The sequence below is a fragment of the Streptomyces sp. NBC_01390 genome (genome assembly GCF_045040105.1).
GTDB lineage: Bacteria > Actinomycetota > Actinomycetes > Streptomycetales > Streptomycetaceae > Streptomyces.
The window spans coordinates 5175745-5196072 of the sequence record NZ_CP109551.1 but is presented as its reverse complement, the minus strand read 5'-3'; the positions used below and the strand labels follow the sequence as shown (position 1 = coordinate 5196072).

The following is a 20328-nucleotide window of genomic DNA, read 5'->3' as shown; positions in this document are numbered from 1 at the left end:
CCCTCCTTGTTTGCCGCCCGGCGACGACAAGAAGAGACAGATCGGATGTCCTAAGGCGTACAGACTGCCAACTGCGGGTGACTCTCAAGAGCCCACTGCTCGCTCCGGCGCCGGGACCGGATGTAGCGAGACACGCTGCCGCAGCAGCGCCGCACACAACGTACACCAGGACCTTGCACTCCATCCAGAGAATGGACGAGTGCGAATGCCAGGCGGAGCCACCAGGCGCACTGTCACCGAGCGTACGAGACGCATGATCTGGGTAGTCCAGCCGAAGTGCTCACCGGGCACCCCGACGGTCCTCGCCTCTAGCCGGTCCCAGGAGGAAGAAGTGAATCGCAGTTTGGAGATTCGGGCGTCGAAGATCTTCAAGAAAGGGCAGGGCGAGATTTTATGGCCGTACGGGCTCGCTGTCCCGAACCAGGGACGCAGTCAGCTCAGCCCGGAACAGTACGAGGAGACTGCTGCACACGCGCGCGTGGCTCAACAGGTCATCGTCGATTGGGCAGAAGACCATGGTCTGCGCAGCAGCGAGAGCGGATGCTGCCCGAAGTGGCTGATGCGCAACGCCAGCCGCCAGTGTGAATCCGACGCCTGTGGCAAGTACGGTTCTGGCTCTCGCGACGACGACAGCTGGCTTGATCACCCGGTCTACTGGATAAAGGACGGGCTGCCGGCGGCGATCACGTCCGCGCCGTATTCAGTGAGCGAGGACGACCGACGCCGCATCGAACAGTGGAAGGAATCCGGGCTCATGGCGGCGTTCGGCGAACCGGGTTGGTATGGGTTCGGCACAACACAGATCGTCATGTGGCATCCCAAGCGTCTTACTTCCGTCTACCTGGCAGAAGATGCCGATCGGCTCTTGCGTCACAGCAAGTAGCCGCAGCGAATTGCCCTCCCGGACGTTGTGCAATCCATCCGCGAGGGTGCTGGGCGGACCGATGGTTACGACGACGGGGTGCGCCGAAGCAGGCGGCGATCCGTATCGGCAACGTCCTGGCGATTGTGTCCGGCAGCCCTGGCCTTGTTGATGCTCATCTGGAGAAGGCCGTCGGTAAAGCTCACCACGTGGGTTGAGACCGCTGCCCTCGGGCTATCGCGTGCCATCGGCGCACGCGGCGACCGCTTTCGACAACCCAGCGAAGTCGGTCTTCAGCGGGCTGAGGCGCTCGAGGCTGGACAGCCTGACGGTTCTCTGGGTCGGGCAGCGTTCGTCCAGGACCCAGGTAGGCAGGACAAGGAAGGTCCACTGGCTGAGGTCCAAGGGATCGAGGGTCTGCTTGTCCTGGTGGTGTAGCAGGCAGAACACGTACACGTCCGAGCGGCGCATTACCGCGGCTGAGGTGGCGCCGGTCTGGGCGTCCCAACCGGAAGCCGGCGCGATGCTGAATTCGATCTTCGACAGCTGGGGTTGTGCCCACGACTGCAGGTAAGCCGCTGACTTCACCTCCACGCGCCACTTCTCGGGTGTACGGATGTCAACGGTGTCCCATTCGATGCGTGTGCCGGTCGCGGCGCTCAGTGCCGTGGCCACGAGGTACTCGGCCAGGACGCCGCGCATGGTGTTGTTGGCGAGGTCGGAGCAGGCCCAGCTCCAGAATTCGCCGAGTCTGCCCACCGTTTCGCCGTTGGCCCGTATCAGCTCACTGCTGCTGCGGCGCGTGATGGCCAGCGGACCAAGATCGGTACTCATGTGTCCTCCAGACGACGATGTGGGGCGATGCTGATCCTGACAGGAGGCACAGACACCGGCGTTGGGCTCCTGCCCTTGCACAGGATGCGACGGCTGTAGGCCGCAGGATGAAGACACAGACGGGCCTGACCAAGGATTGCTCGGACCTGTCAGGCATTTGCTGCAAGCTATTCGGACTCACGCAACGGATTCGCCGACCTGGCTTCAGGTGAAGACGAGAGCGCGGAAGGCGTTGCGGACGTCGGTCAGGGGCTGGCGTTCGCGGGGTCAGTTCCAGGGGCGGGGTGCCAGAACAAGCCGCGCACGGGTTCGAGTGTGCCGGTCTGGACGGTCAGTGACTGCCTGGTCCAGGCGGGGCCGAATCCGGCCCGCCCCGGGCTGGTTGAGGTGTCCAGCATGTAGCACAGGAAGACGGCAAGGTCGTTGAGGACGGTGAAGGCGCCGGCGATGCCGCACACTCCGCCCAGGAGCCGGGCGGAGAAGTCGTGGGCGACGCCCTTGAGGTGGGTGTCGATCTCCTGGTCGAGTTCGGTCGGTGCGCATTGTGCGGCGATCTCGGCGGGCAGCGGGCCGAATCGGGTGGAGTCCATGCCCAGCGGCTGTCAGCTCCGCTCCGTGGCAAGCTGGTCGAGGCGCTGACCCGAAAGGTGTTCCGCGAGGTATCCGAGGATGAGGGCAGCCCGGTCGGTGCACTCGACGGCCTCGCCGGGCGGGCGGCGCGCGGCCTCGTGAAGGACGCCGTCGGGGCGACCGCCGCCAGCAGAAACGGCGACCGCGACACCACCCAGGACTTCTTCACCGAAGCCAAGGAAGTCGCTCGCTACGTCTCCTTCGACCGGCCGGACGCATGGGCGAACTTCAGCCCCACCAACGTCGCACTCCACGAGATCAGTGCCGCCGTCTCCTTCGGTGACGTCGGCATCGCCCTGGAAACCGCACGGCCGCTCATGCGGCGGCACATTCCTGTCCCCGAGCGCCGGGCCGCGCTGTGGGTGGAGACCGCCCGCGCCTACAGTCAGCAGGGCAGGCTCGCGGAGGGCTACCAGGCCCTGCGTATCGCCGAGAGCTGCGCGGCACAGGACATCCGCCGCCCGGCCGTACGCGAACTGGTCGCCGACATGGCAGCCCGCGACCGCCGCCGGGCACTGCCCGAGCTGCACCACTTCAGCCGCCAACTGGGAGTGCCCGCGTGAGTGATCAGCCCGACAAGCCGTTCCTCCAGATCGTGGTCTGCGCGTCCGGGGTCGCCGCCGACGTCGGCAAGCTGATCACCGCAGCACATGAACGGCACTGGGACGTCGGCGTCATCGCCACCCCACAAGGACTCGGCTTCCTCGACGCGGAGGCGGTCGAGGCGCAGACCGGCCGCCCCATCCGCTCGGCATGGCGGTCACCAGGTGAACCGCGCCCGACTCGGCCCGCGGACGCGATCGCGGTCGCCCCGGCCAGCTTCAACACCGTCAACAAGTGGGCCGCCGGGATCTCCGACAACCTCGCCCTGGGCATCCTGTGCGAAGCACCCGCCATGGACATCCCGGTCGCCGTGCTGCCGTACCTGAACTCAGCCCAGGCCGCCCACCCTGCGTACCGCCAGAGTCTGGAACGGCTACGCGAGATGGGCGTCCTGATCGGCTCGTACGAACCTCACCGGCCGAAGGCCGGGGGCGGGGCCGACCGCTACCGCTGGGAGGAGGTGCTGGAGCTGCTCACTCCCAGGCTGTCTGCCCGACCGTGATCAGCGGGCACATCAGCGCCCCCAGCAAGACCGATGTGCCCGCATGCGCCCCGGCCGCCCCCGAACGGCCCCTCCCCGGCAATGAAAAAGGCGAGGCCCGAAGACCCCGCCCGAAACCACCGAAACCCCTGCTCAGGGCCAGACAAGGCAATAAGGCTGATGCCCCGCCTCATGCAACCGATGGCTGAAGTCCTGCCACTCGTGCAGCAGTTGGTAGACGTTGAACGCGTCCCGAGGCCCGCCCCGGTCCGGCACCGTCGACCAGATGAACGCCGCTGCGCCGACCGCCTCCTCGCCTATGCCCCGTAGGGGGTCGACCACGGTCATCGGGAGTTTCACGACCGCGTAGTCCGGGTGCAGGACGACGAGTTCCAGCGGGGGCACCTTGTTGAGGGGGACGCCCTCGATGCCCGTGAGGACCATCGCGGCCATCGTCTCGGGCTTGATCTTGGTGAACATGCCGTTCATGCCGAGTTCGTCGCCGCCGAGTTCCTCGGGGCGCATCGAGATCGGGACGCGGGCTGCCGTGGCGCCGTCCGGCGCGCCGAAGTATTTGTACGTCACCCCCACCCGACCACCATTCCCACTCGCTGCCCGGAGTCGCTCGACCCTCCGGTCGAGGCTCTCGGGCACACCGTTCGAAACCGTCGACCCCGGGCTCTGCCCAGGACCGATCGCCTGCCCAGGACCCATCCCGGGGGCCTGCGCCTGTCGTGCCGCTTCTGCCGCTGCCGCTTCCTCCACGTCGCGTCGGTGCCTTCCCCGCCGGGCACGTCGAGGACCCAGGTCGTCAGTCCCCTCGCCCAGTCCGCCACCGCGATGCATATCTCCACCCGACTGCTGTTCTAGGACGCGCGAGCCCCGTCGCGCAACCCGATCATCGTGTCAGTGACCTCCCCCACGTCCGCCCGCCGAAACGTGCGTTGAAACACCTGTCCGCAGGATCTTCGCAGCCTCTGAACACCATCGTCCGCCCATCGTCCGTATGTACGGCTCGATGAGCTGCGTGTCTCTGTGTACCTCGTGTGTGTTCGGTCCCAGTTTCGCAGACGGGTGGGGCCGACGCCCCGCCGTCCGGCCGCCTACCCTGAGGGGGTCACTGGCAACCGGAGTCCGAGAAGTCGGAGAAGTCGCAGGTCATGAGCGAAACGTCAAGCGGGTCAACCAGCGGGGCAGCCGGCGCAGCCGCGAGCGGGTTGCCCTATCCCTATGAAGCGCCCGTCTCTCAGGGACTCTTCGACCGTGCGACGGGAGTCACACCCGGCGGGGTCAACTCGCCGGTGCGCGCCTTCCGCGCCGTGGGCGGTACGCCCCGGTTCATGGTGTCGGGGCGTGGCCCGTATCTCACCGACGCCGACGGGCGCGAGTACGTCGACCTGGTCTGCTCCTGGGGTCCGATGATCCTCGGGCACTCCCGGCCGGAGGTCATCGCCGCCGTCCAGGACGCCGTCTCGCGCGGTACGTCCTTCGGTACGCCGGGGGAGGGCGAGGTGGCGCTCGCCGAGGAGATGGTCGCCCGTATCGACCCCCTCGAGCAGGTGCGGCTCGTGTCCAGCGGGACCGAGGCCACCATGTCGGCGATCCGCCTCGCCCGGGGGTTCACCCGGCGCGCCAAGGTGATCAAGTTCGCCGGGTGTTACCACGGTCACGTCGATTCGCTCCTCGCCGCCGCCGGGAGCGGTGTGGCGACCTTCGCGCTGCCCGACACCCCGGGCGTCACCGGTGCCCAGGCCGGCGACACCATCGTGCTCCCCTACAACGACCTCGACGCCGTGCACGCGGCCTTCGCCGCGCACCCCGGCGAGATCGCCTGCCTGATCACCGAGGCATCCCCGGGCAACATGGGCGTCGTACCGCCGCTGCCCGGGTTCAACCAGGGGCTCAAGGACGCCTGCGCCGCCAATGGCGCGCTCTATGTGTCCGACGAGGTCATGACCGGGTTCCGGACCAGTCGCAGTGGCTGGTTCGGGATCGACGGTGTCCGGCCCGACCTGATGACCTTCGGGAAGGTCATGGGTGGCGGGTTCCCCGCCGCCGCCTTCGGGGGGCGCGCCGACGTCATGGCCCACCTCGCTCCCGCCGGGCCCGTCTACCAGGCCGGCACCCTCTCCGGTAACCCGATCGCGACCGCCGCCGGACTCGCCCAGCTGCGGCTGCTCGACGAGGCCGCGTACGTCACCGTCGACGCCGTGTCCGCGCAGCTCCAGGGGCTGGTCGGCGAGGCGCTGAGCAAGGAGGGCGTCGCGCACACCGTGCAGAACGCCTCCAACATGTTCTCCGTCTTCTTCGCCGACCAGCCGGTGCGCGACTACGAGGGCGCCAAGGCGCAGGAGTCGTTCCGGTTCACCGCGTTCTTCCATTCCCTGCTGGCGAACGGCGTCTATCTCCCGCCGTCGTCCTTCGAGTCCTGGTTCGTCTCCACTGCGCACGACGAGCGGGCCATCCAGAAAATCGCCGACGCCCTTCCGGCGGCGGCCCGTGCGGCGGCGGAGGCCACAGCAGCATGAGCGACAGGAGCGGAATGAGCGACATCGACAGCCAGGCGAACGCCGACATCACCGTCGTACACCTCATGCGGCACGGTGAAGTCGCCAACCCCGACGGGGTGTTGTACGGACGACTCGACGGCTACCACCTCTCCGAGCTGGGCCGGCGGATGGCCGACCGGGTCGCCGAGCACCTCGCCTCGCGCGACGTGACGTACGTCGGCGCCTCCCCGCTGGAGCGGGCGCAGGAGACCGCGACGCCCATCGCCAAGGCGCACGGGCTCGACCTCGCCACCGACGCGCGGCTCATCGAGGCCGAGAACGTCTTCCAGGGGAAGACCTTCGGCGTCGGGGACGGGGCCCTCAAGCGGCCCGAGAACTGGAAGCACCTGGTCAACCCGTTCAAGCCGTCCTGGGGTGAGCCGTACGTCGATCAGGTCGTACGGATGATGGGGGCGCTGGACGCCGCCAAGGACGCCGCCCGTGGGCACGAGGCCGTGCTCGTCAGTCATCAGCTGCCGATCTGGATCGTGCGTAGCTATGCGGAGCGGCGGCGGCTCTGGCACGACCCGCGCAAGCGGCAGTGCACGCTCGCCTCCCTCACCACCTTCACCTACCGCGGCGACCGGATCGTGTCCGTCGGTTACTCCGAGCCCGCCCGTGACCTGGTCCCGGCCCATCTGCTCGCGGGCGCCAAGCCCGTGAAGGGGAAGGACAAGGCCTTCGGGGCGTAGCCGCCCAGGGATGCCGTTGAGTGATTAGTGACACAGTTGTTGCAATTGTTCCGAAGTGCGTGACAATGCGGGGAACCTCCCTGTTCGTCGTCCCCTCTGACTGGGTGACCACCAGTGAGTACGACGAATGGGGACCCCATGCTCGACAAGAACGGTGACGGCGTCGGCGGTTTCAGCCGGCGAGGGGCGCTCGGCCTCGGCCTCGGAGCCGCCGCCGTTCTCGGCAGCGCCGGCTGCGGAACCGTTCTGCAAGAGGGGTCGAACGGCTCCGGAGGTTCCGGAGGGAACGGGAAGACGCGGCCTTCCGGCAAGCCGTCATCCAGCGCCACCCCCACCGTCAGGCCCATAGGCGACGGCTCCACCTCCTTCACCGGCAGGCAGCCCCACCAGCCCGGCAGGCCCGTGCCGCTGGAGCCGGGCCAGACCCCGCCGCAGTTCGTGATCTTCTCCTGGGACGGGGCGGGAGAGGTCGGCAACGGCCTCTTCCCGCGCTTCCTGGAGCTGGCGAAGACGCACCGCGCCCACATGACCTTCTTCCTCTCCGGGCTCTACCTCCTCCCCGAGTCGCAGAAGCGCAGGTACCTCCCGCCGAACAACGCCCCAGGCGCCTCCGACATCGGCTACCTCACCGACGAGCACGTCAAGGCGACCCTCACCAACGTCCGGCAGGCCTGGCTCGACGGGCACGAGATAGGCACCCACTTCAACGGCCACTTCTGCTCCGGCTACGGCTCGGTCGCCAACTGGACGCCGCAGCAGTGGCGCAGCGAGATACAGCAAGCCAAGGGGTTCGTGAAGGAGTGGCGCACCAACACCGGGTGGACCGACCTGCCCGCGCTCCCCTTCGACTACGACCGTGAGCTCATCGGCGGCCGTACGCCCTGTCTCCTCGGCCAGGACAACCTGCTCCCCACCGCCCGCGCCCTCGGCTGGCGCTACGACGCCTCCTCGCCCGGCGGCCGGCAGGTGTGGCCCACGAAGACGAACGGCGTCTGGGACCTGCCCCTCCAGGCGATACCTTTCCCCGGCCGTAAGTTCGAGGTCCTCTCCATGGACTACAACATGCTGGCCAACCAGTCGGTCAACTCGACCAACGCCCCTGCCTACAACTACCCGGCCTGGCGCGAGCAGGCCGCCGGCGCCTACATCGCCGGTTTCCAGCGGGCGTACGAGACGAACCGCGCCCCCTTCTTCGTCGGCAACCACTTCGAGCACTGGAACGGCGGCATCTACATGGACGCCGTCGAGGCGGCCCTCAAGCACATCGCGCGGGAAAAGGAGAAGGGCGAGGACGTCCGGCTCGTCTCCTTCCGGCAGTTCGTCGACTGGATGGACGTACAGAAGCCGGAGGTCCTGGAGAAGCTGCGGACCCTCGACGTCGGGCAGCCGCCGGTCGGGGGCTGGAACGGCTTCCTGGCCGAGACGCCGAAGGCCCCGACCCAGACCCCGACTGCGACTGCGACCGCGTCTGCGCCTGCGACCGGGGGCACGGGAAGCAGCGCGGGATAGGCCACAAAGGCCGCCTGAAATGCGGGTTTCCACCCGCAAGGGGGGTGTGCAAGATCCTCGGAACGGACATGCGAAACTTTTCACATGAGTGCCGACAGCCGCGCCCCCCTGTGCTCGAACCGTCCTCGTGGTCATGCCCGTAGTCGTCGAGCCGCCCTGCTCACCGCCGCTGTCGCCGCCTCCGCGCTGGCCCTGACCGCCTGCGGCTCGGGCGGTACGTCCGGGGGTTCCGGCGACACCAACTTCATCACCGGCAACGACGGCATCGCGCACGTCGCCCAGGGGAAACGGTCCGTCGCGCCCGACCTCTCCGGCGAGACCATCGACGGCAAGCAGCTCGACGTGGCCGACTTCAAGGGCAAGATCGTCGTCATCAACATCTGGGGCTCGTGGTGCGGGCCCTGCCGCCTGGAGGCGAAGAACTTCGTCGCGGTCTCCGCCGACCTCAAGGGCAAGGGCGTCGAGTTCGTCGGCATCAACACCCGCGACACCAGCACCCGCCCGGCGCTCGCCTTCGAGAAGGGGTACGGGGTCACGTACCCGAGTCTGTACGACCCCACGGGCAAGCTGATGCTCCGCTTCAAGAAGGGCACCCTCAACCCGAAGCTGATCCCCTCCACGATCGTCCTCGACCGAGAGGGCAAGATCGCCGCCCGCGCGCTCGAAGCCCTCAGTGAGGACAACCTGCGCAAGATGATCGACCCCGTCCTCACGGAGAAGTGACATGAGCGGGATGTCCCAGGCGCCCGCCCTCGTCACGCTCGCCGCCTCGATCACCGAGCCCAACGAGACCGTGATGAGCGGGGCCCTGATACTGGCCCTGCCGATCGCCCTGCTCGGCGGCCTCGTCTCCTTCTTCTCGCCGTGTGTGCTGCCCCTCGTACCCGGCTATCTGTCGTACGTCACCGGCGTCACCGGTACCGACCTCGGCGAGGCCCGCAAGGGGCGGATGGTCGCCGGGGCCTCGCTCTTCGTCCTCGGGTTCACCGCTGTGTTCGTGTCCACGGGAGCCCTGTTCGGATACTTCGGGCAGACGCTCCAGGAGCACCAGGGCACGCTGTCCAAGGTGCTCGGCGTCCTCATGATCCTCATGGGCGTCTTCTACATGGGCATGATGCCCTGGCTCACCCAGCGCGAGTTCCGCTTCCACAAGAAGCCCGCCGCCGGACTGGTCGGCGCCCCCCTGCTCGGCGCGCTGTTCGGCATCGGCTGGACGCCCTGCATCGGCCCGACCCTCGCCTCCGTCAACAGCCTCGCCTTCGACCAGGCAAGCGCGGGACGCGGAGCCGTACTGACGGTCGCCTACTGCATCGGCCTCGGTGTCCCCTTCGTGCTCGCCGCGGTCGCCTTCCGCAAGGCGCTCGGCGCCTTCGGCTGGGTCAAGCGCCACTATGTCTGGGTCATGCGCATCGGCGGCACGATGATGATCCTTACCGGTGTGCTGCTCCTTACCGGCGCGTGGGACCGTCTGGTGCAGGAGATGCAGACCTGGTCCAACGGCTTCACTGTGGGGATCTGACCGATGAGCAACAGCACCACCACCGGCAGCACGTCTGCCCCCGCTCCCGAGAGCGGTGACGACCAGGACCTCGGCGCCGCCGCCTCCCAACTGTCCACCGCCCCCCAGGAGGACGCGCCGGGCCTGCCGGGCCTGGGTGTCATCGGCTGGGCCCGCTGGTTCTGGCGGCAGCTCACCTCCATGCGGGTCGCCCTGCTGCTGCTGTTCCTGCTGTCGCTCGGGGCCATCCCCGGCTCGCTGATCCCGCAGTCCGGGACGGACGCGACCAAGGTCGCCGCCTTCATGCAGCGGCACAGCTTCCTCGGGCCGCTCTACGAGAAGCTCGGCCTGTTCCACGTCTACAGCTCGGTGTGGTTCTCGGCGATCTACATCCTGCTGTTCATCTCCCTCATCGGCTGCATCGTGCCCCGCACCTGGCAGTTCGTGGGCCAGCTGCGCAGCCGCCCGCCGGGCGCACCCAAGCGCCTGAACCGACTGCCCGCCTACACGACCTGGCGTACGGAGGCCGAGCCCGAGCAGGTCCGCGAGGCAGCCCTCGTACTGCTGAGGAAGCGCCGCTTCCGCGCGCATCCCGCCGGGGACGCGGTCGCCGCCGAGAAGGGCTATCTGCGCGAGGTCGGCAACCTCGCCTTCCACATCGCGCTGATCGTGATGCTGACCTCCTTCGCCTGGGGCCAGCTGTACAAGTCCGAGGGCAACAAGCTGATCCTCGAAGGCGACGGCTTCTCCAACACGCTCACCCAGTACGACGACTTCAAGTCCGGCACCCTCTTCGACACCGACGACCTCGACCCCTTCAGCTTCAACCTGAAGGACTTCAAGGGCACGTACGAGGAGTCGGGGCCCAACCGCGGCACCCCGCGCACCTACGAGGCCGCCATCACCTACAGCGTCGGCGCGTACGGCAAGGGCAAGAAGCGCACCATCAAGGTCAACGAGCCGCTGGTGATCGGCGACTCGAAGGTCTACCTCACCGCCCACGGCTACGCGCCCGTCATCACCGTCCGCGACGGCAAGGGTGACATCGTCTTCGACCAGCCCGTGGCGCTCCTTCCGCTCGACTCCAACGTCACCTCCTCCGGTGCGATCAAGGTCATGGACGGCTACCGCGACCCCAAGGGCGTCGAGGAGCAGCTCGGTATCCAGGCCTTCTTCCTGCCCACCTACGTGCCGGGCAACGAGATCGCCTCGCAGTTCCCCGCACTGGAGAACCCGGTGCTGAACCTGGCGCCCTACCACGGCGATCTCGGGGTCAACGCGGGTCTCCCGCAGAGCGTGTACCAGCTCGACAAGACCCACATGAAGGCCTACAAGGACGCCAAGGGCAAGCAGGTCCGCGAGAACCTGAAGCCCGGCGAGTCCATGCAGCTCCCGGGCGGCGCCGGTTCGATCACCTACGAGGGCACCAAGGAGTGGGCCAACTTCCAGGTCACCCGGCAGCCCGCCGCCGGCTGGGCGCTCGGCGGCGCGATCGTCGCCATCTTCGGCCTCGCCGGCTCCCTGTTCATCCAGCGCCGACGGGTGTGGGTGCGGGCCGTGAAGGGCCCGGACGGCGTCACCGTCGTCGAGATGGGCGGCCTCGGCCGCAGCGAGTCCGCCAAGGTGCCCGAGGAACTCGGCGACCTCGCCGGAACCCTGTACGACCAGGCGTCGCCCGGTGTGCCTGATGCCGGCCCCGGTCCCGATCCCGACCCCGATGCCGGTTCCCGAACCCCCGACCCCGATACTTCTGCCGTACCTGCTGAAGGGGCTGAGAAGTAAATGTCCGCTCTCGCCACCGTGCCCGACCTCGCCCATGTGACGACCCTCGCCACCGCGACCAACGAGCACCTCGCGAACATCAGCAACACGCTGATCTACTCGTCGATGGCCGTCTACACCCTGGCCTTCTTCACCTACATCGCCGAGTGGATCTTCGGCAGCCGCAGCAAGGTCAGCCGGACGGCCGCCGCGCTCACCGCCAAGCCGGCGGCCGGGGCGAAGGCACCGGCGGTGACCGTCAAGAACGCCGGCGGGACCGCTGTGATGGAGCGGCCGAAGGTCGTCGTGCGGGCCGCCGCCGGCGCCCGGGACGTACCGGACGGGCCCGGCGCCCACGGCGGGGACGAGCAGGGCGACCTGTACGGGCGTATCGCCGTGTCCCTCACCGTGGTCGCCTTCCTCGTCGAGTTCGCCGGGGTGCTGTCCCGCGCGCTGTCCGTGGGACGGGCGCCGTGGGGCAACATGTACGAGTTCAACCTCACCTTCTCCACCACCGCCGTGGCCGTGTACCTCGTCTTCCTCGCGCTGAAGAAGGACATCCGCTGGCTCGGCCTCCCCCTGGTCACGACGGTCCTCCTCGACCTCGGGCTCGCCGTCACGGTGCTCTACACGGCCAGTGACCAGCTGGTTCCGGCCCTCCACTCGTACTGGCTGTACATCCACGTCTCCACGGCGATCCTCTGCGGCGCCGTCTTCTACGTGGGCGCGGTCGCCACGATCCTGTACCTCTTCAAGGACTCCTACGAGAACAAGCTCGCGTCCGGCGGCAAGCCCGGCACGTTCGCGACCTCCGTCATGGAGCGCCTGCCCGCCTCGGCGTCCCTCGACAAGTTCTCGTACCGCGTCAACGCGGCCGTCTTCCCGCTGTGGACGTTCACGATCATCGCGGGCGCGATCTGGGCGGGCGACGCGTGGGGCCGCTACTGGGGCTGGGACCCCAAGGAGACCTGGGCGTTCATCACCTGGGTCGCCTACGCCACCTACCTGCACGCCCGAGCCACGGCAGGCTGGAAGGGCCGCAAGGCCGCGTACATCGCCCTGATCGCGTTCGCGTGCTTCCTCTTCAACTACTACGGCGTCAACATCTTCGTCACCGGCAAGCACTCGTACGCGGGCGTGTAGGCAGCCGGAACAGGGCCTACGACGGGGGCAGGCAGTCCTTCTCCGGGGGCCTGCCCGTCGGCCAGGCGATCTCGACGAAGCGGGCGTGCCGTTCGGGGGTCAGTTCCACGATCGGTACGGCCTTGTCGTACGGGTTGCCGTAGTTGTCCAGGCAGATCCAGCCGCTCGCGCCGTTCACCCGGCCCGACGAGCCCTTGATGAGCGTCCACTCGTCGCCCACGTCGGCGAGGGTGGGCGCCGTCCGGCCGCGCGGGGTGGCCTCGCGGATGCCCTCCACGGTGAGCCGCATCGCGTCGTACGCGATGATCAGCTGGCCGTCCTCCAGGTCGATGGTGCCGATCGGTGAGGGCCTGTCGCTCTTGGCCTCCTTGTTGGCCTTGGCGGCGCTCAGCAGTTCGTTCAGCTCCTGGGCGTCCGCCGCCGAACCTCCGGTCTTCGGGGGGTTCTTGAGCCAGGCGTCCGGATGGGCGAGCGCGCTGTAGCGCACCGAGATGCCGTGCTTGAGGGCTTCGGGGTCTAGCTTCCTGTCGCCGGTGAGGTACGAGGCGTCGTCCCCGGTGAGGATGGTGAACTCCCGCTGCTGGCAGCCTCGTTCGCCGAGCGCGTTGATGAACTGGCGCAGCTGCGTGTGGCGTCCGGCGAACAGGATGGTGGTCACGCCGGGCGCGGTGTCGCACACCAGCTCCCTGATCTGCCGGAAGTCGTTGGCGGTGGTGCCCTCCTTGGTGCGGTCGGTGAGCGGGGTGAAGGGCCACGGCTGGTACCGGGAACCGGTCAGCAGCTTCTCGAACGACGCCTGAAGGGTGAGCGTGTACGGGTCGCCCGGATCGTCGTACACCAGCACCGCCCTGTCGGCCGCCACCTTGGCGAAGGAGGCGAGCGCGCGGGCCTCGTCGGTGTTTGTGGGGGCGGTGCGGGCGAGCCCCGGGAAGGGCTCCAGGCCGTGTGCACCGCCCTGCTGGCCGTTGGCGAGGCTGTCGGCGGTGATGGACGTGCCGACGACGGGGACACCGCGCTTCGTCAGCTCCTTCACGGCCCGGGTGTTCTCCTCCGTGCTCAGCCCTATGCCGGTGACCGCGCGCAGCCGGTCCGAGGTCGTCGTCATCCGCTCCAGCTGGTCGACGGTGTGCTCCCAATAGGCGCCCGTACGGCCCGGGTTGGCCAGCACCAGCCGGATCGGCGGACCCTCGCCGTTCGCGTCGTGGTTCACCTTCCACTGGGCGAGGTAGGCGCCCTGCAGCTCGTGCAGCACATCCCCGAGGTTGTCCGCGTCGGTCGCGGTGAACGGCTCGAACAGGGCGACGGTGACGTAGCCGCCCTTGCCATCGGTGCCACCCGTGCCATCCGTGAGGGAGTCGTTCTCGCGGTCGATCGCCCTGATGGTGTCGGCGAGTTGCTTCCGGCCGAAGTCGAAGTCGGTCGCCGAGACGCCCACGCACTCGTCACTGTCCGCCGGACGCACCACCCCGGGCGCGCAGGCACGGTCGTCGTGCGTGAGCGACCTGACCGCGAACCCGGTCCCGGTCACGAGCGCCGCCACGACCAGCAGCGCCAGATACCGGCGCAGCGGGATCGCCCACACCCCCTCGCGCAGCCACGTCCCGGCGCCCCTGAACCCCGTACGAGCCATCACGCGCCTCCGTCGTTACGGTTCCGGTCGTCGGCCGCGTCGTCGGCGTCGTCGCCCGGGGGGTTCAGCGGGTGGCCGGTCAGGGCCGCCTCGGGCCACTCCTGCGAGGCCTGCCACAGCAGCGCGTTGCTGGCGCGCGGGTCGTCGGACAGCTGCACCAGCTCGTAGCGCAGCCGGTCGCACAGTTTCCGGTCGGGCAGCACCAGCGGATCGGTCAACTGCCAGACGGCGTGCAGGAGTCGGCGTACCCGCAGATGCAGTACGGCGTCCACGGCGTCCGGCGGCCGTTGCTCGGCGTCGGTGTGGCCGAAGGCGATCCGGGCGCGCTGGTGGTCACCGCCGACGAAGTCGTGGCCCTCGGCGTCGTGGGCGTGGAAGTAGGGCGCCGAGGCGATGAACAGGAGCGTGTCGAGCCAGGTGCGGGTGTCGAGGGTGTGGAAGGTGTCGCGCAGATACGCGACCGCCGGTCCGGTGTCACCGAGGGCGAGTTCGTGGTGGAGGCGGTAGCGGGCGGCCGACGGTTCGGGTCCGCCGTAGTGCTGGATGAGGGTCTCGTGGACGTCCCGCCACTTGCCGTGGTCGGCGTGCCGGTGGTGCAGGCGCAGCAGAAGCAGGGTGCGGACGAAGGCGTCGCCGACGAACTGCCCCGGTACGGCGGGCAGTCCCTCCGTCACCAGCCGGGTCTCCAGCTCACGGACGCTCGACGGGCCGAAGTCGTCCGGGAGTTGGGAGACGGCGAGCGCGCACGCCGAGTCGTGGTCGTGGGCGGCGGCCAGCACGGTCAGTTCGTCGAGCCGGTCGGCGGGGACGAGCCGGTCGAGGAGTTCGCGGTAGGCGGGCTGGCTCTCGCGGTCCTCGTGCAGGGCGAGTTCGGCGGTGAGCAGGGCGCCGAAGGGCGCGGTGGGCGGCAGCCGGGTCAGGTTCTGCCGGGCCGACTCGGCGACCAGCGCGATGCCCAGCGGGTTCCCGCACGTCAACCGGTGGGTGGCGGGCGGGAGTTCGGCCGGAACGGGGACCGCCGTACCCGTACAGACCGCGTCGACGATGTGCAGGGTGTCGTCGGAGGACAGCGGCGGCAGCGACACCAAGAGGGCCCGGGAGGCGGCGGTGTCGCCCGGTGTCCAGGGGGTGCGCTGGGCCGTCTCGCGCAGGTTCCGGCGTACCGCGCTGCGCAGCGAGGACTGGCCGCTGCCGCCGCGCACGGTGACGATGAACGCGACCTGGTCGACGATGCCCTCGGCGCGGTCGCGCAGCACCTGCTCGGTCAGTTCGCGCCCCGGTGAACCCTGCGCGTTGTCGACCAGGACGAGCGGGCGGCCCAGGCGCTGCAGATGCGCCCGCATCCCGGCGTAGGCGTCGGTGAGGTCGGCGAGCAGGGCCCGTACGAGATGGCGCTCGGCGTGCTCGCGGGAGGTGCCGCCGGCCCTGAAGTGGTCGGAGAGCAGGCGCAGTCCGAGCTCGGCACGGTCACCGGCGTTCGGATACGTCCGGTACCAGGTGGACGCCCTGCGCTGGCGCGCGCCGGCGGAACGTTCCGTCATCGCCTCCAGCGTCGCCTCGATGACCGCCGAGACCAGCGGGTCGTCGCTGATCGCCGCCGCGACCGCCTTCGAGGCCACCCGGCCCGCCCAGCGCGCGGCGAACCCGGTGAACCACGAGGCGCTCTCGTTGAGCAGCAGCATCCGCTGGACCTCCCACCGGATGCGCTCGGTGTCGGCGTCGCCCCAGCCGCCGGCGGCCACCGCGATCAGGCCCGACATCAGCCGGGGGAAGGCGATCCGCCGGGCGCCGGTGACCGGTTCGGCGAGCTGCTCGGCGATCACCAGGAGCGCCTGTGCGAGCGGCGACCAGGCCTGCGCGGGGCGCGTCTCGGGCGCCCGGACGAACTGCGGGTCCTCGCAGTCGATCAGCGCGACCGGGGTGTGCCGCTGGTAGGCGGCGCGCAGCTCACCGAGGACCGCGCTCTTGCCGAGCCCGCGCCCCGCGGTGAGCACGACGAACGGCAGCTCACGGGGATGTTCGAGAGGGGCGGCGATGTGATGGTGCGGTCGCAGTCCGACAAGCCGGGGCGCGAGCCCCGGCGGTTCCGTGTCGAAGAGCGCCCCGCGTCCGTGCAGCCGTCTGAGCACCGCATCCCTCCCCCTAGGGCCTGACCAGCGAGATTCAGTGGACTGTTCAGTCTCCTGTCCACTCTGCTGTGCAGTAGTGCAACACCAGTGTAGGAAGAGGGAGTTGTATCGGACCAGATCGCGTGATGTCCGTTGTGTTACGAAATTATCGGTTGGCTGCCCAACTGTGCGCAGAGCCCTACTCGACCGTGATCGAGTCCAGCTGCCCCCGCAGATAGACGTGCGAGTCGAAGGCCTCGTAGGCGACCCGGCCCACCGGGGCGGGTACCGACTCGACGATCGTGCCCGGGGTGCACTCGCCGAAGTAGACGAGGGACATCAGCTCCTCGGCGGGCGAGTCGGCCGGCGGCGGCAGCACCCGGTGCCGTCCCGAACGCCAGCGGTCGCCGGTCCAACGGGCCATCAGGTCACCGATGTTGATGGTGAACGCCTCGGGATCGAAGGGCGCGTCCTCCCAGCCGCCCTCGTCCGTGTAGACCTGCAGCCCGCCCTTCCCGGCCTGCCGGTCGAGGATGGTGACCGTCCCGAAGTCGGTGTGCGGCCCGATCCGGAACTGCCCCGGCTCCGGCTCGCCGACGACCTCGACCCCCGGATACCAGTTGATGTTGAAGCCGTACGTCGGATGGTCCATGTGCCGTGAGAAGAAGTCGGGTTCGAGCCCGAGAGCGGACCCCAGGAGGGTGAGCAGCTCCTTCTCCAGCTCGCCCATCCGGTCCAGGTACTCCTCGCACAGCCTCCGCAGCTCGGGCGCCTCGGCGGGCCAGACGTTGGGCGCGTACCACTCGGCGTTGACGGCCGGGTCGTCGAACGGCTCGTGCGTCGCGAAGGTCAGCGACTCCTTGAGGTCCGGCGGAGTCTCCGTACCCTCCGAGTACCCGTTGGCCTCGGCTCCAGGACCCAGCCACCCCCGCCCGCCGACCTTCACCGCGTACCGCTCCTTCACCTCGGCGGGCAGCGCGAAGAAGGCGCGGGCGGCCTCCCGGATACCGGTCCGCAGGGCGGGGTCGACGCCGTGCCCGGTGACCAGCAGGAATCCGGCGGTCTGGAGGGCCTCGTCGACGGTACGGGCGATCTCCTTGCGTGTCTCCGCGTCGCCGGCCAGCCAGGGCCGCAGGTCGACCGTCGGAATACGGGGTTCAGTCACCGATGTCCTCGTTCCACAGTTCGGGATTGTTGTTGATGAAGTCGCGCATCAGGCCGACGCACTCGGGATCGTCGAGCAGCACGATCTCGACGCCGTGCTCGGCGAGCCAGTCGTGGCCGCCGTGAAAGGTGACGGCCTCTCCCACGATCACCCGGGAGATACCGAACTGTCGCACCAGACCGGAGCAGTACCAGCAGGGCGAGAGCGTGGTGACCATGGTCGTCCCACGGTACGAGCGCTGCCGTCCCGCGTTCCGGAACGCGGCCGTCTCGCCGTGCGCCGAGGGGTCGCCGTCCTGGACGCGCCGGTTGTGCCCACGCCCGAGCAGCGTGCCGTCGGCCCCGTAGAGCGCGGCGCCGATCGGGATACCGCCCTCGGCGAGCCCGGCCCGGGCCTCCTTGACGGCGACGGCGAGCCACGAGCGTGCCTGGGCCGCTGCTTGTGCCTGATCCACCTGGTCTCCCTGATCCATGGGTTCACTCTCCTTCGACGGAAACACCGGGGCAACGTGCGGAAAGTACTCTCCGGGCATCCCGCAGCAGGACGAAGTGTCAGCGCCCTGGGAGGCACCCGTGTCCGCACTCACCCTCCGTGACGTCATGGCCCTCGACCCGGTCCGTGCCGCCGAGCCCGAACTGCTTACCGGCGAGGCCGCGTTGGACCGCCCGGTGCGCTGGGTGCACTCCAGCGAGGTCTACGAGGGCGCGAACTTCCTCGACGGCGGCGAGCTGCTGCTGACCAACGGCTTCGGTCTCGTCGACGCGGAGGAGGAGGTACGGCGCCGGTACGTCCGCGAGCTGACCGCCCGGGGCGCGGTGGGTCTGGTCGTGGAGATCGGCCGCTCCCTGCCCGCCATGCCGCCCGAGGTGACGGACGAGGCCCGCCGCCTGGGCCTGCCCCTGCTCGCCCTGCGCCGGGTCGTCCCCTTCGTACGCATCACGGAGGCCGCCAACCGCGCGATCGTCGCCCGGAGCCTGTCCGGCCGTACGGTGGTCCGCCCCTGGGGCGACGACCACACCGCCGCACTGCTCGCCGACCTCGCCGACGGCCAGGCCCTCAACCAGCCCGAGGTCGAGGCCCGCGCCGCCCTCGCCGGCTTCCACCCCGGCCCCGGCGCCCGGCTGATCGGCGTCTCCGTGCACGGCACGCGCGACGTCGGCGCGGTGGACCGGGCGGCACGCACCCTCGGCGGGGCGGTGCTGCGGGCCGCCTTCCCGGGGGACGTACTCGCCCTGGTCGCGGTCCCGCCGGGGCCGGGGGCCAAGCCGCTCCGGGACCCGGTACGGGCGGTGCAGGACGCCTTCCGCACGGCAGCCGCCCCGGGCCTCGGCGCGACCGCCCCCGGCGTCACCGTCGCCGTGGGGCACGCCGTCGACGTCGGCAGCGGCTGGCTGCGCTGGAGCGAGACGCTGCGCGCGGCCCGTACGACCCTGGAACTGGCACTGACGGTGCCGCCACCGGAGCCGAACGCCCCGCAGGGCCCCCTGGTGACCTCCTCCCGGGCCCTCGCCCTCGAACGGGAACTGACCCGAGGAGGCGTCGACGCCAACCACGACCGCCTGACCCGTCTGGTCCAGCACGCACTGGGCCCCCTGCTGGCCTGGGAGGCGGCCCACCCCAGCGACCTGGTCCGCACCTTGGAGGTCCATCTCCGCAACGGCTGCTCACCGACGCGCACAGCGAGCCTCCTGCACATCGGCCGCCAGTCCCTCTACCAGCGCCTGGAACGCATCGAATCCCTCCTGGGCCTGGAGATCGACGACCCGGACCTGCTGGGCGAGCTGCTCACGGCGGCCTGCGCGTGGCGGGTGGTCCGGGGTACGGCGGGCGCGAGGGTGGGAATGGCGGCCCTGCGGACGGTCGCGTAGGGGTCAGAAGGGCCGGAGGGTGACGTGACGCGGCGGGTTGTACTCGGACAGCTCCAGCACTGTCTCCGGCGTCCGCACCCCGTCCTCCTCGGCGAAGATCCGCCGGACAGTCTCGAAGGAGACGTCACCGGGGGAGTGGGAGTCAGGGGCGACGACCACTGACACCCGGTCGTACAGCTCCCGGACGGGCTCGGTCATGGTCCGGCCGTCCTCCTCGCCCTCCGTCCCCCAGATGTCCCACAGCAGGGTCTCGACCTTGTTCAGTGCGGCGAGGTCGAGCCGCACGTTGCCGGCCACGAAGAACTCGCCGTTCAGCGGCCCCTCCTCCGGCGGGTGCAGCCCGAAGGCGGCGGGGTCGGCGTCACCGGCCCGGATGTCCCGCCAGGCCCGGCCCGCGACCAGGAAGCGGTCACGCGGTACGTCCATCGGGTCGAAGTCGACGTACCAGGCGGCGGTGATGTCGGGATCGGTGAGCTGCGCGTCGGCGAGGAGCCAGCCGCGCGTCTCGTCCCAGTACTCGGTGACGACGTGGTCGTAGTGGAAGCCGTCCGCCCCGAAGTAGTCGGCGAACCCGGACCGCACCCGGGCGGGAACGCCGCTGTGCCGCAGCAACGAGCAGTACAGCAGCGCGAAGTCCCGGCACACGCCGACGAACCGGTCGCCGGCCGCGCGCCGCCGGGTCAGCGGGGAGCCGTCGCGCGCGATGACGATCCGGAGGATGTCGTCGAGGTACCGGGCGTCGGCGTCGTGGTGGAGCCGGTCGGCGTGATGCGTGTGCCGGAACAGGTCTCCCTCGCCCCGGTGGATCATCAAGTCACGTGCTGTACGGGCGAGTTGCGCGGGGTCGGAGGGAAGGTCGGCGTACAGCCGGGCGAGGTCGCCGGGGTCGGAGAACGTGCTGTGGGTGCGGTAGAAGGCGGCGGCTTCGGGGTCGAGAACGGGACGGGAAGACGGCACGGCGGGGCTCCCTCGGGGTTCGGGGCGGGGCGTAGCGC

General features: G+C 69.5%; 17 protein-coding genes and 2 pseudogenes. 11 read left to right on the top strand and 8 right to left on the bottom strand.

Annotated elements, in window-relative coordinates:
• Positions 1-331 precede the first annotated feature (331 nt).
• Entirely contained in the window at positions 332-883 is a 552-nt protein-coding gene (locus tag OG241_RS23415) for a hypothetical protein (RefSeq protein ID WP_405817541.1), read from the top strand.
• Positions 884-1096: 213 nt separating this feature from the next.
• Here OG241_RS23415 and OG241_RS23410 read toward each other — a convergent pair whose 3' ends face one another.
• Both OG241_RS23410 and OG241_RS23405 read right to left on the bottom strand, forming a co-directional pair.
• Complete coding sequence (locus tag OG241_RS23410) at positions 1097-1696, bottom strand: hypothetical protein (protein WP_405817539.1); 600 nt, start codon at positions 1694-1696, stop codon at positions 1097-1099.
• Between the two features lie 204 nt (positions 1697-1900).
• Positions 1901-2439, bottom strand: a pseudogene (locus tag OG241_RS23405) (serine hydrolase); the annotation flags it as partial.
• Here OG241_RS23405 and OG241_RS23400 point away from each other — a divergent pair.
• Both OG241_RS23400 and OG241_RS23395 read left to right on the top strand, forming a co-directional pair.
• A pseudogene (locus OG241_RS23400) lies at positions 2440-2889 on the top strand (transcriptional regulator); the annotation flags it as partial.
• Positions 2886-3431: a flavoprotein gene (locus OG241_RS23395; protein WP_405817537.1), complete on the top strand. Its 546-nt coding sequence runs from the start codon at positions 2886-2888 to the stop codon at positions 3429-3431. The pseudogene OG241_RS23400 and the gene OG241_RS23395, both read left to right, overlap by 4 nt.
• Positions 3432-3563: 132 nt before the next feature.
• Here OG241_RS23395 and OG241_RS23390 read toward each other — a convergent pair whose 3' ends face one another.
• A complete protein-coding gene (locus OG241_RS23390) occupies positions 3564-4001 on the bottom strand; it encodes a hypothetical protein (protein WP_019061278.1) in 438 nt (145 codons plus the stop codon).
• A 569-nt stretch (positions 4002-4570) separates the two neighbouring features.
• Here OG241_RS23390 and hemL point away from each other — a divergent pair.
• From hemL to ccsB, 7 genes are all read left to right on the top strand, one after another.
• Complete coding sequence (hemL, locus tag OG241_RS23385; protein ID WP_405817535.1) at positions 4571-5938, top strand: glutamate-1-semialdehyde 2,1-aminomutase; 1368 nt, start codon at positions 4571-4573, stop codon at positions 5936-5938.
• Positions 5935-6651, top strand: coding sequence for a histidine phosphatase family protein (locus tag OG241_RS23380; RefSeq protein WP_405817534.1), 717 nt, complete (start codon positions 5935-5937; stop codon positions 6649-6651). The genes hemL and OG241_RS23380 overlap by 4 nt, the downstream gene beginning before the upstream one ends.
• Before the next feature lie 138 nt (positions 6652-6789).
• Positions 6790-8160 (top strand): hypothetical protein, encoded by a 1371-nt coding sequence (locus OG241_RS23375; RefSeq protein WP_405817532.1) that lies wholly within the window; start codon positions 6790-6792, stop codon positions 8158-8160.
• 84 nt (positions 8161-8244) lie between these two features.
• Positions 8245-8883, top strand: a complete 639-nt coding sequence (locus OG241_RS23370) for a TlpA family protein disulfide reductase (RefSeq protein ID WP_405817530.1) — start codon at positions 8245-8247, stop codon at positions 8881-8883.
• Between the two features lies 1 nt (position 8884).
• Positions 8885-9679, top strand: a complete 795-nt coding sequence (locus OG241_RS23365) for a cytochrome c biogenesis CcdA family protein (RefSeq protein WP_405817528.1) — start codon at positions 8885-8887, stop codon at positions 9677-9679.
• Between the two features lie 3 nt (positions 9680-9682).
• Positions 9683-11440: a cytochrome c biogenesis protein ResB gene (locus OG241_RS23360; RefSeq protein ID WP_405817526.1), complete on the top strand. Its 1758-nt coding sequence runs from the start codon at positions 9683-9685 to the stop codon at positions 11438-11440.
• Positions 11441-12562, top strand: coding sequence for a c-type cytochrome biogenesis protein CcsB (ccsB, locus tag OG241_RS23355; protein ID WP_405817524.1), 1122 nt, complete (start codon positions 11441-11443; stop codon positions 12560-12562).
• 16 nt (positions 12563-12578) lie between these two features.
• Here the strand turns inward: ccsB and OG241_RS23350 are convergent, their stop codons facing one another.
• From OG241_RS23350 to OG241_RS23335, 4 genes are all read right to left on the bottom strand, one after another.
• Positions 12579-14192, bottom strand: a complete 1614-nt coding sequence (locus OG241_RS23350; RefSeq protein ID WP_405817522.1) for an ABC transporter substrate-binding protein — start codon at positions 14190-14192, stop codon at positions 12579-12581.
• Complete coding sequence (locus OG241_RS23345) at positions 14192-16321, bottom strand: hypothetical protein (protein WP_405817520.1); 2130 nt, start codon at positions 16319-16321, stop codon at positions 14192-14194. The genes OG241_RS23350 and OG241_RS23345 overlap by 1 nt, the downstream gene beginning before the upstream one ends.
• Positions 16322-16499: 178 nt before the next feature.
• Entirely contained in the window at positions 16500-17465 is a 966-nt protein-coding gene (locus OG241_RS23340) for an isopenicillin N synthase family dioxygenase (protein ID WP_405817518.1), read from the bottom strand.
• Positions 17458-17937: a nucleoside deaminase gene (locus OG241_RS23335; protein WP_405817516.1), complete on the bottom strand. Its 480-nt coding sequence runs from the start codon at positions 17935-17937 to the stop codon at positions 17458-17460. The genes OG241_RS23340 and OG241_RS23335 overlap by 8 nt, the downstream gene beginning before the upstream one ends.
• A gap of 100 nt (positions 17938-18037) precedes the next feature.
• On the opposite strand from OG241_RS23335, the gene OG241_RS23330 reads away from it, so the two are divergent.
• Positions 18038-19333 (top strand): PucR family transcriptional regulator, encoded by a 1296-nt coding sequence (locus OG241_RS23330; RefSeq protein ID WP_405817515.1) that lies wholly within the window; start codon positions 18038-18040, stop codon positions 19331-19333.
• A 3-nt stretch (positions 19334-19336) separates the two neighbouring features.
• Here the strand turns inward: OG241_RS23330 and OG241_RS23325 are convergent, their stop codons facing one another.
• On the bottom strand, positions 19337-20290 hold the full coding sequence (locus OG241_RS23325; protein WP_405817513.1) for a transglutaminase-like domain-containing protein: 954 nt from the start codon (positions 20288-20290) through the stop codon (positions 19337-19339).
• Positions 20291-20328 lie beyond the last annotated feature (38 nt).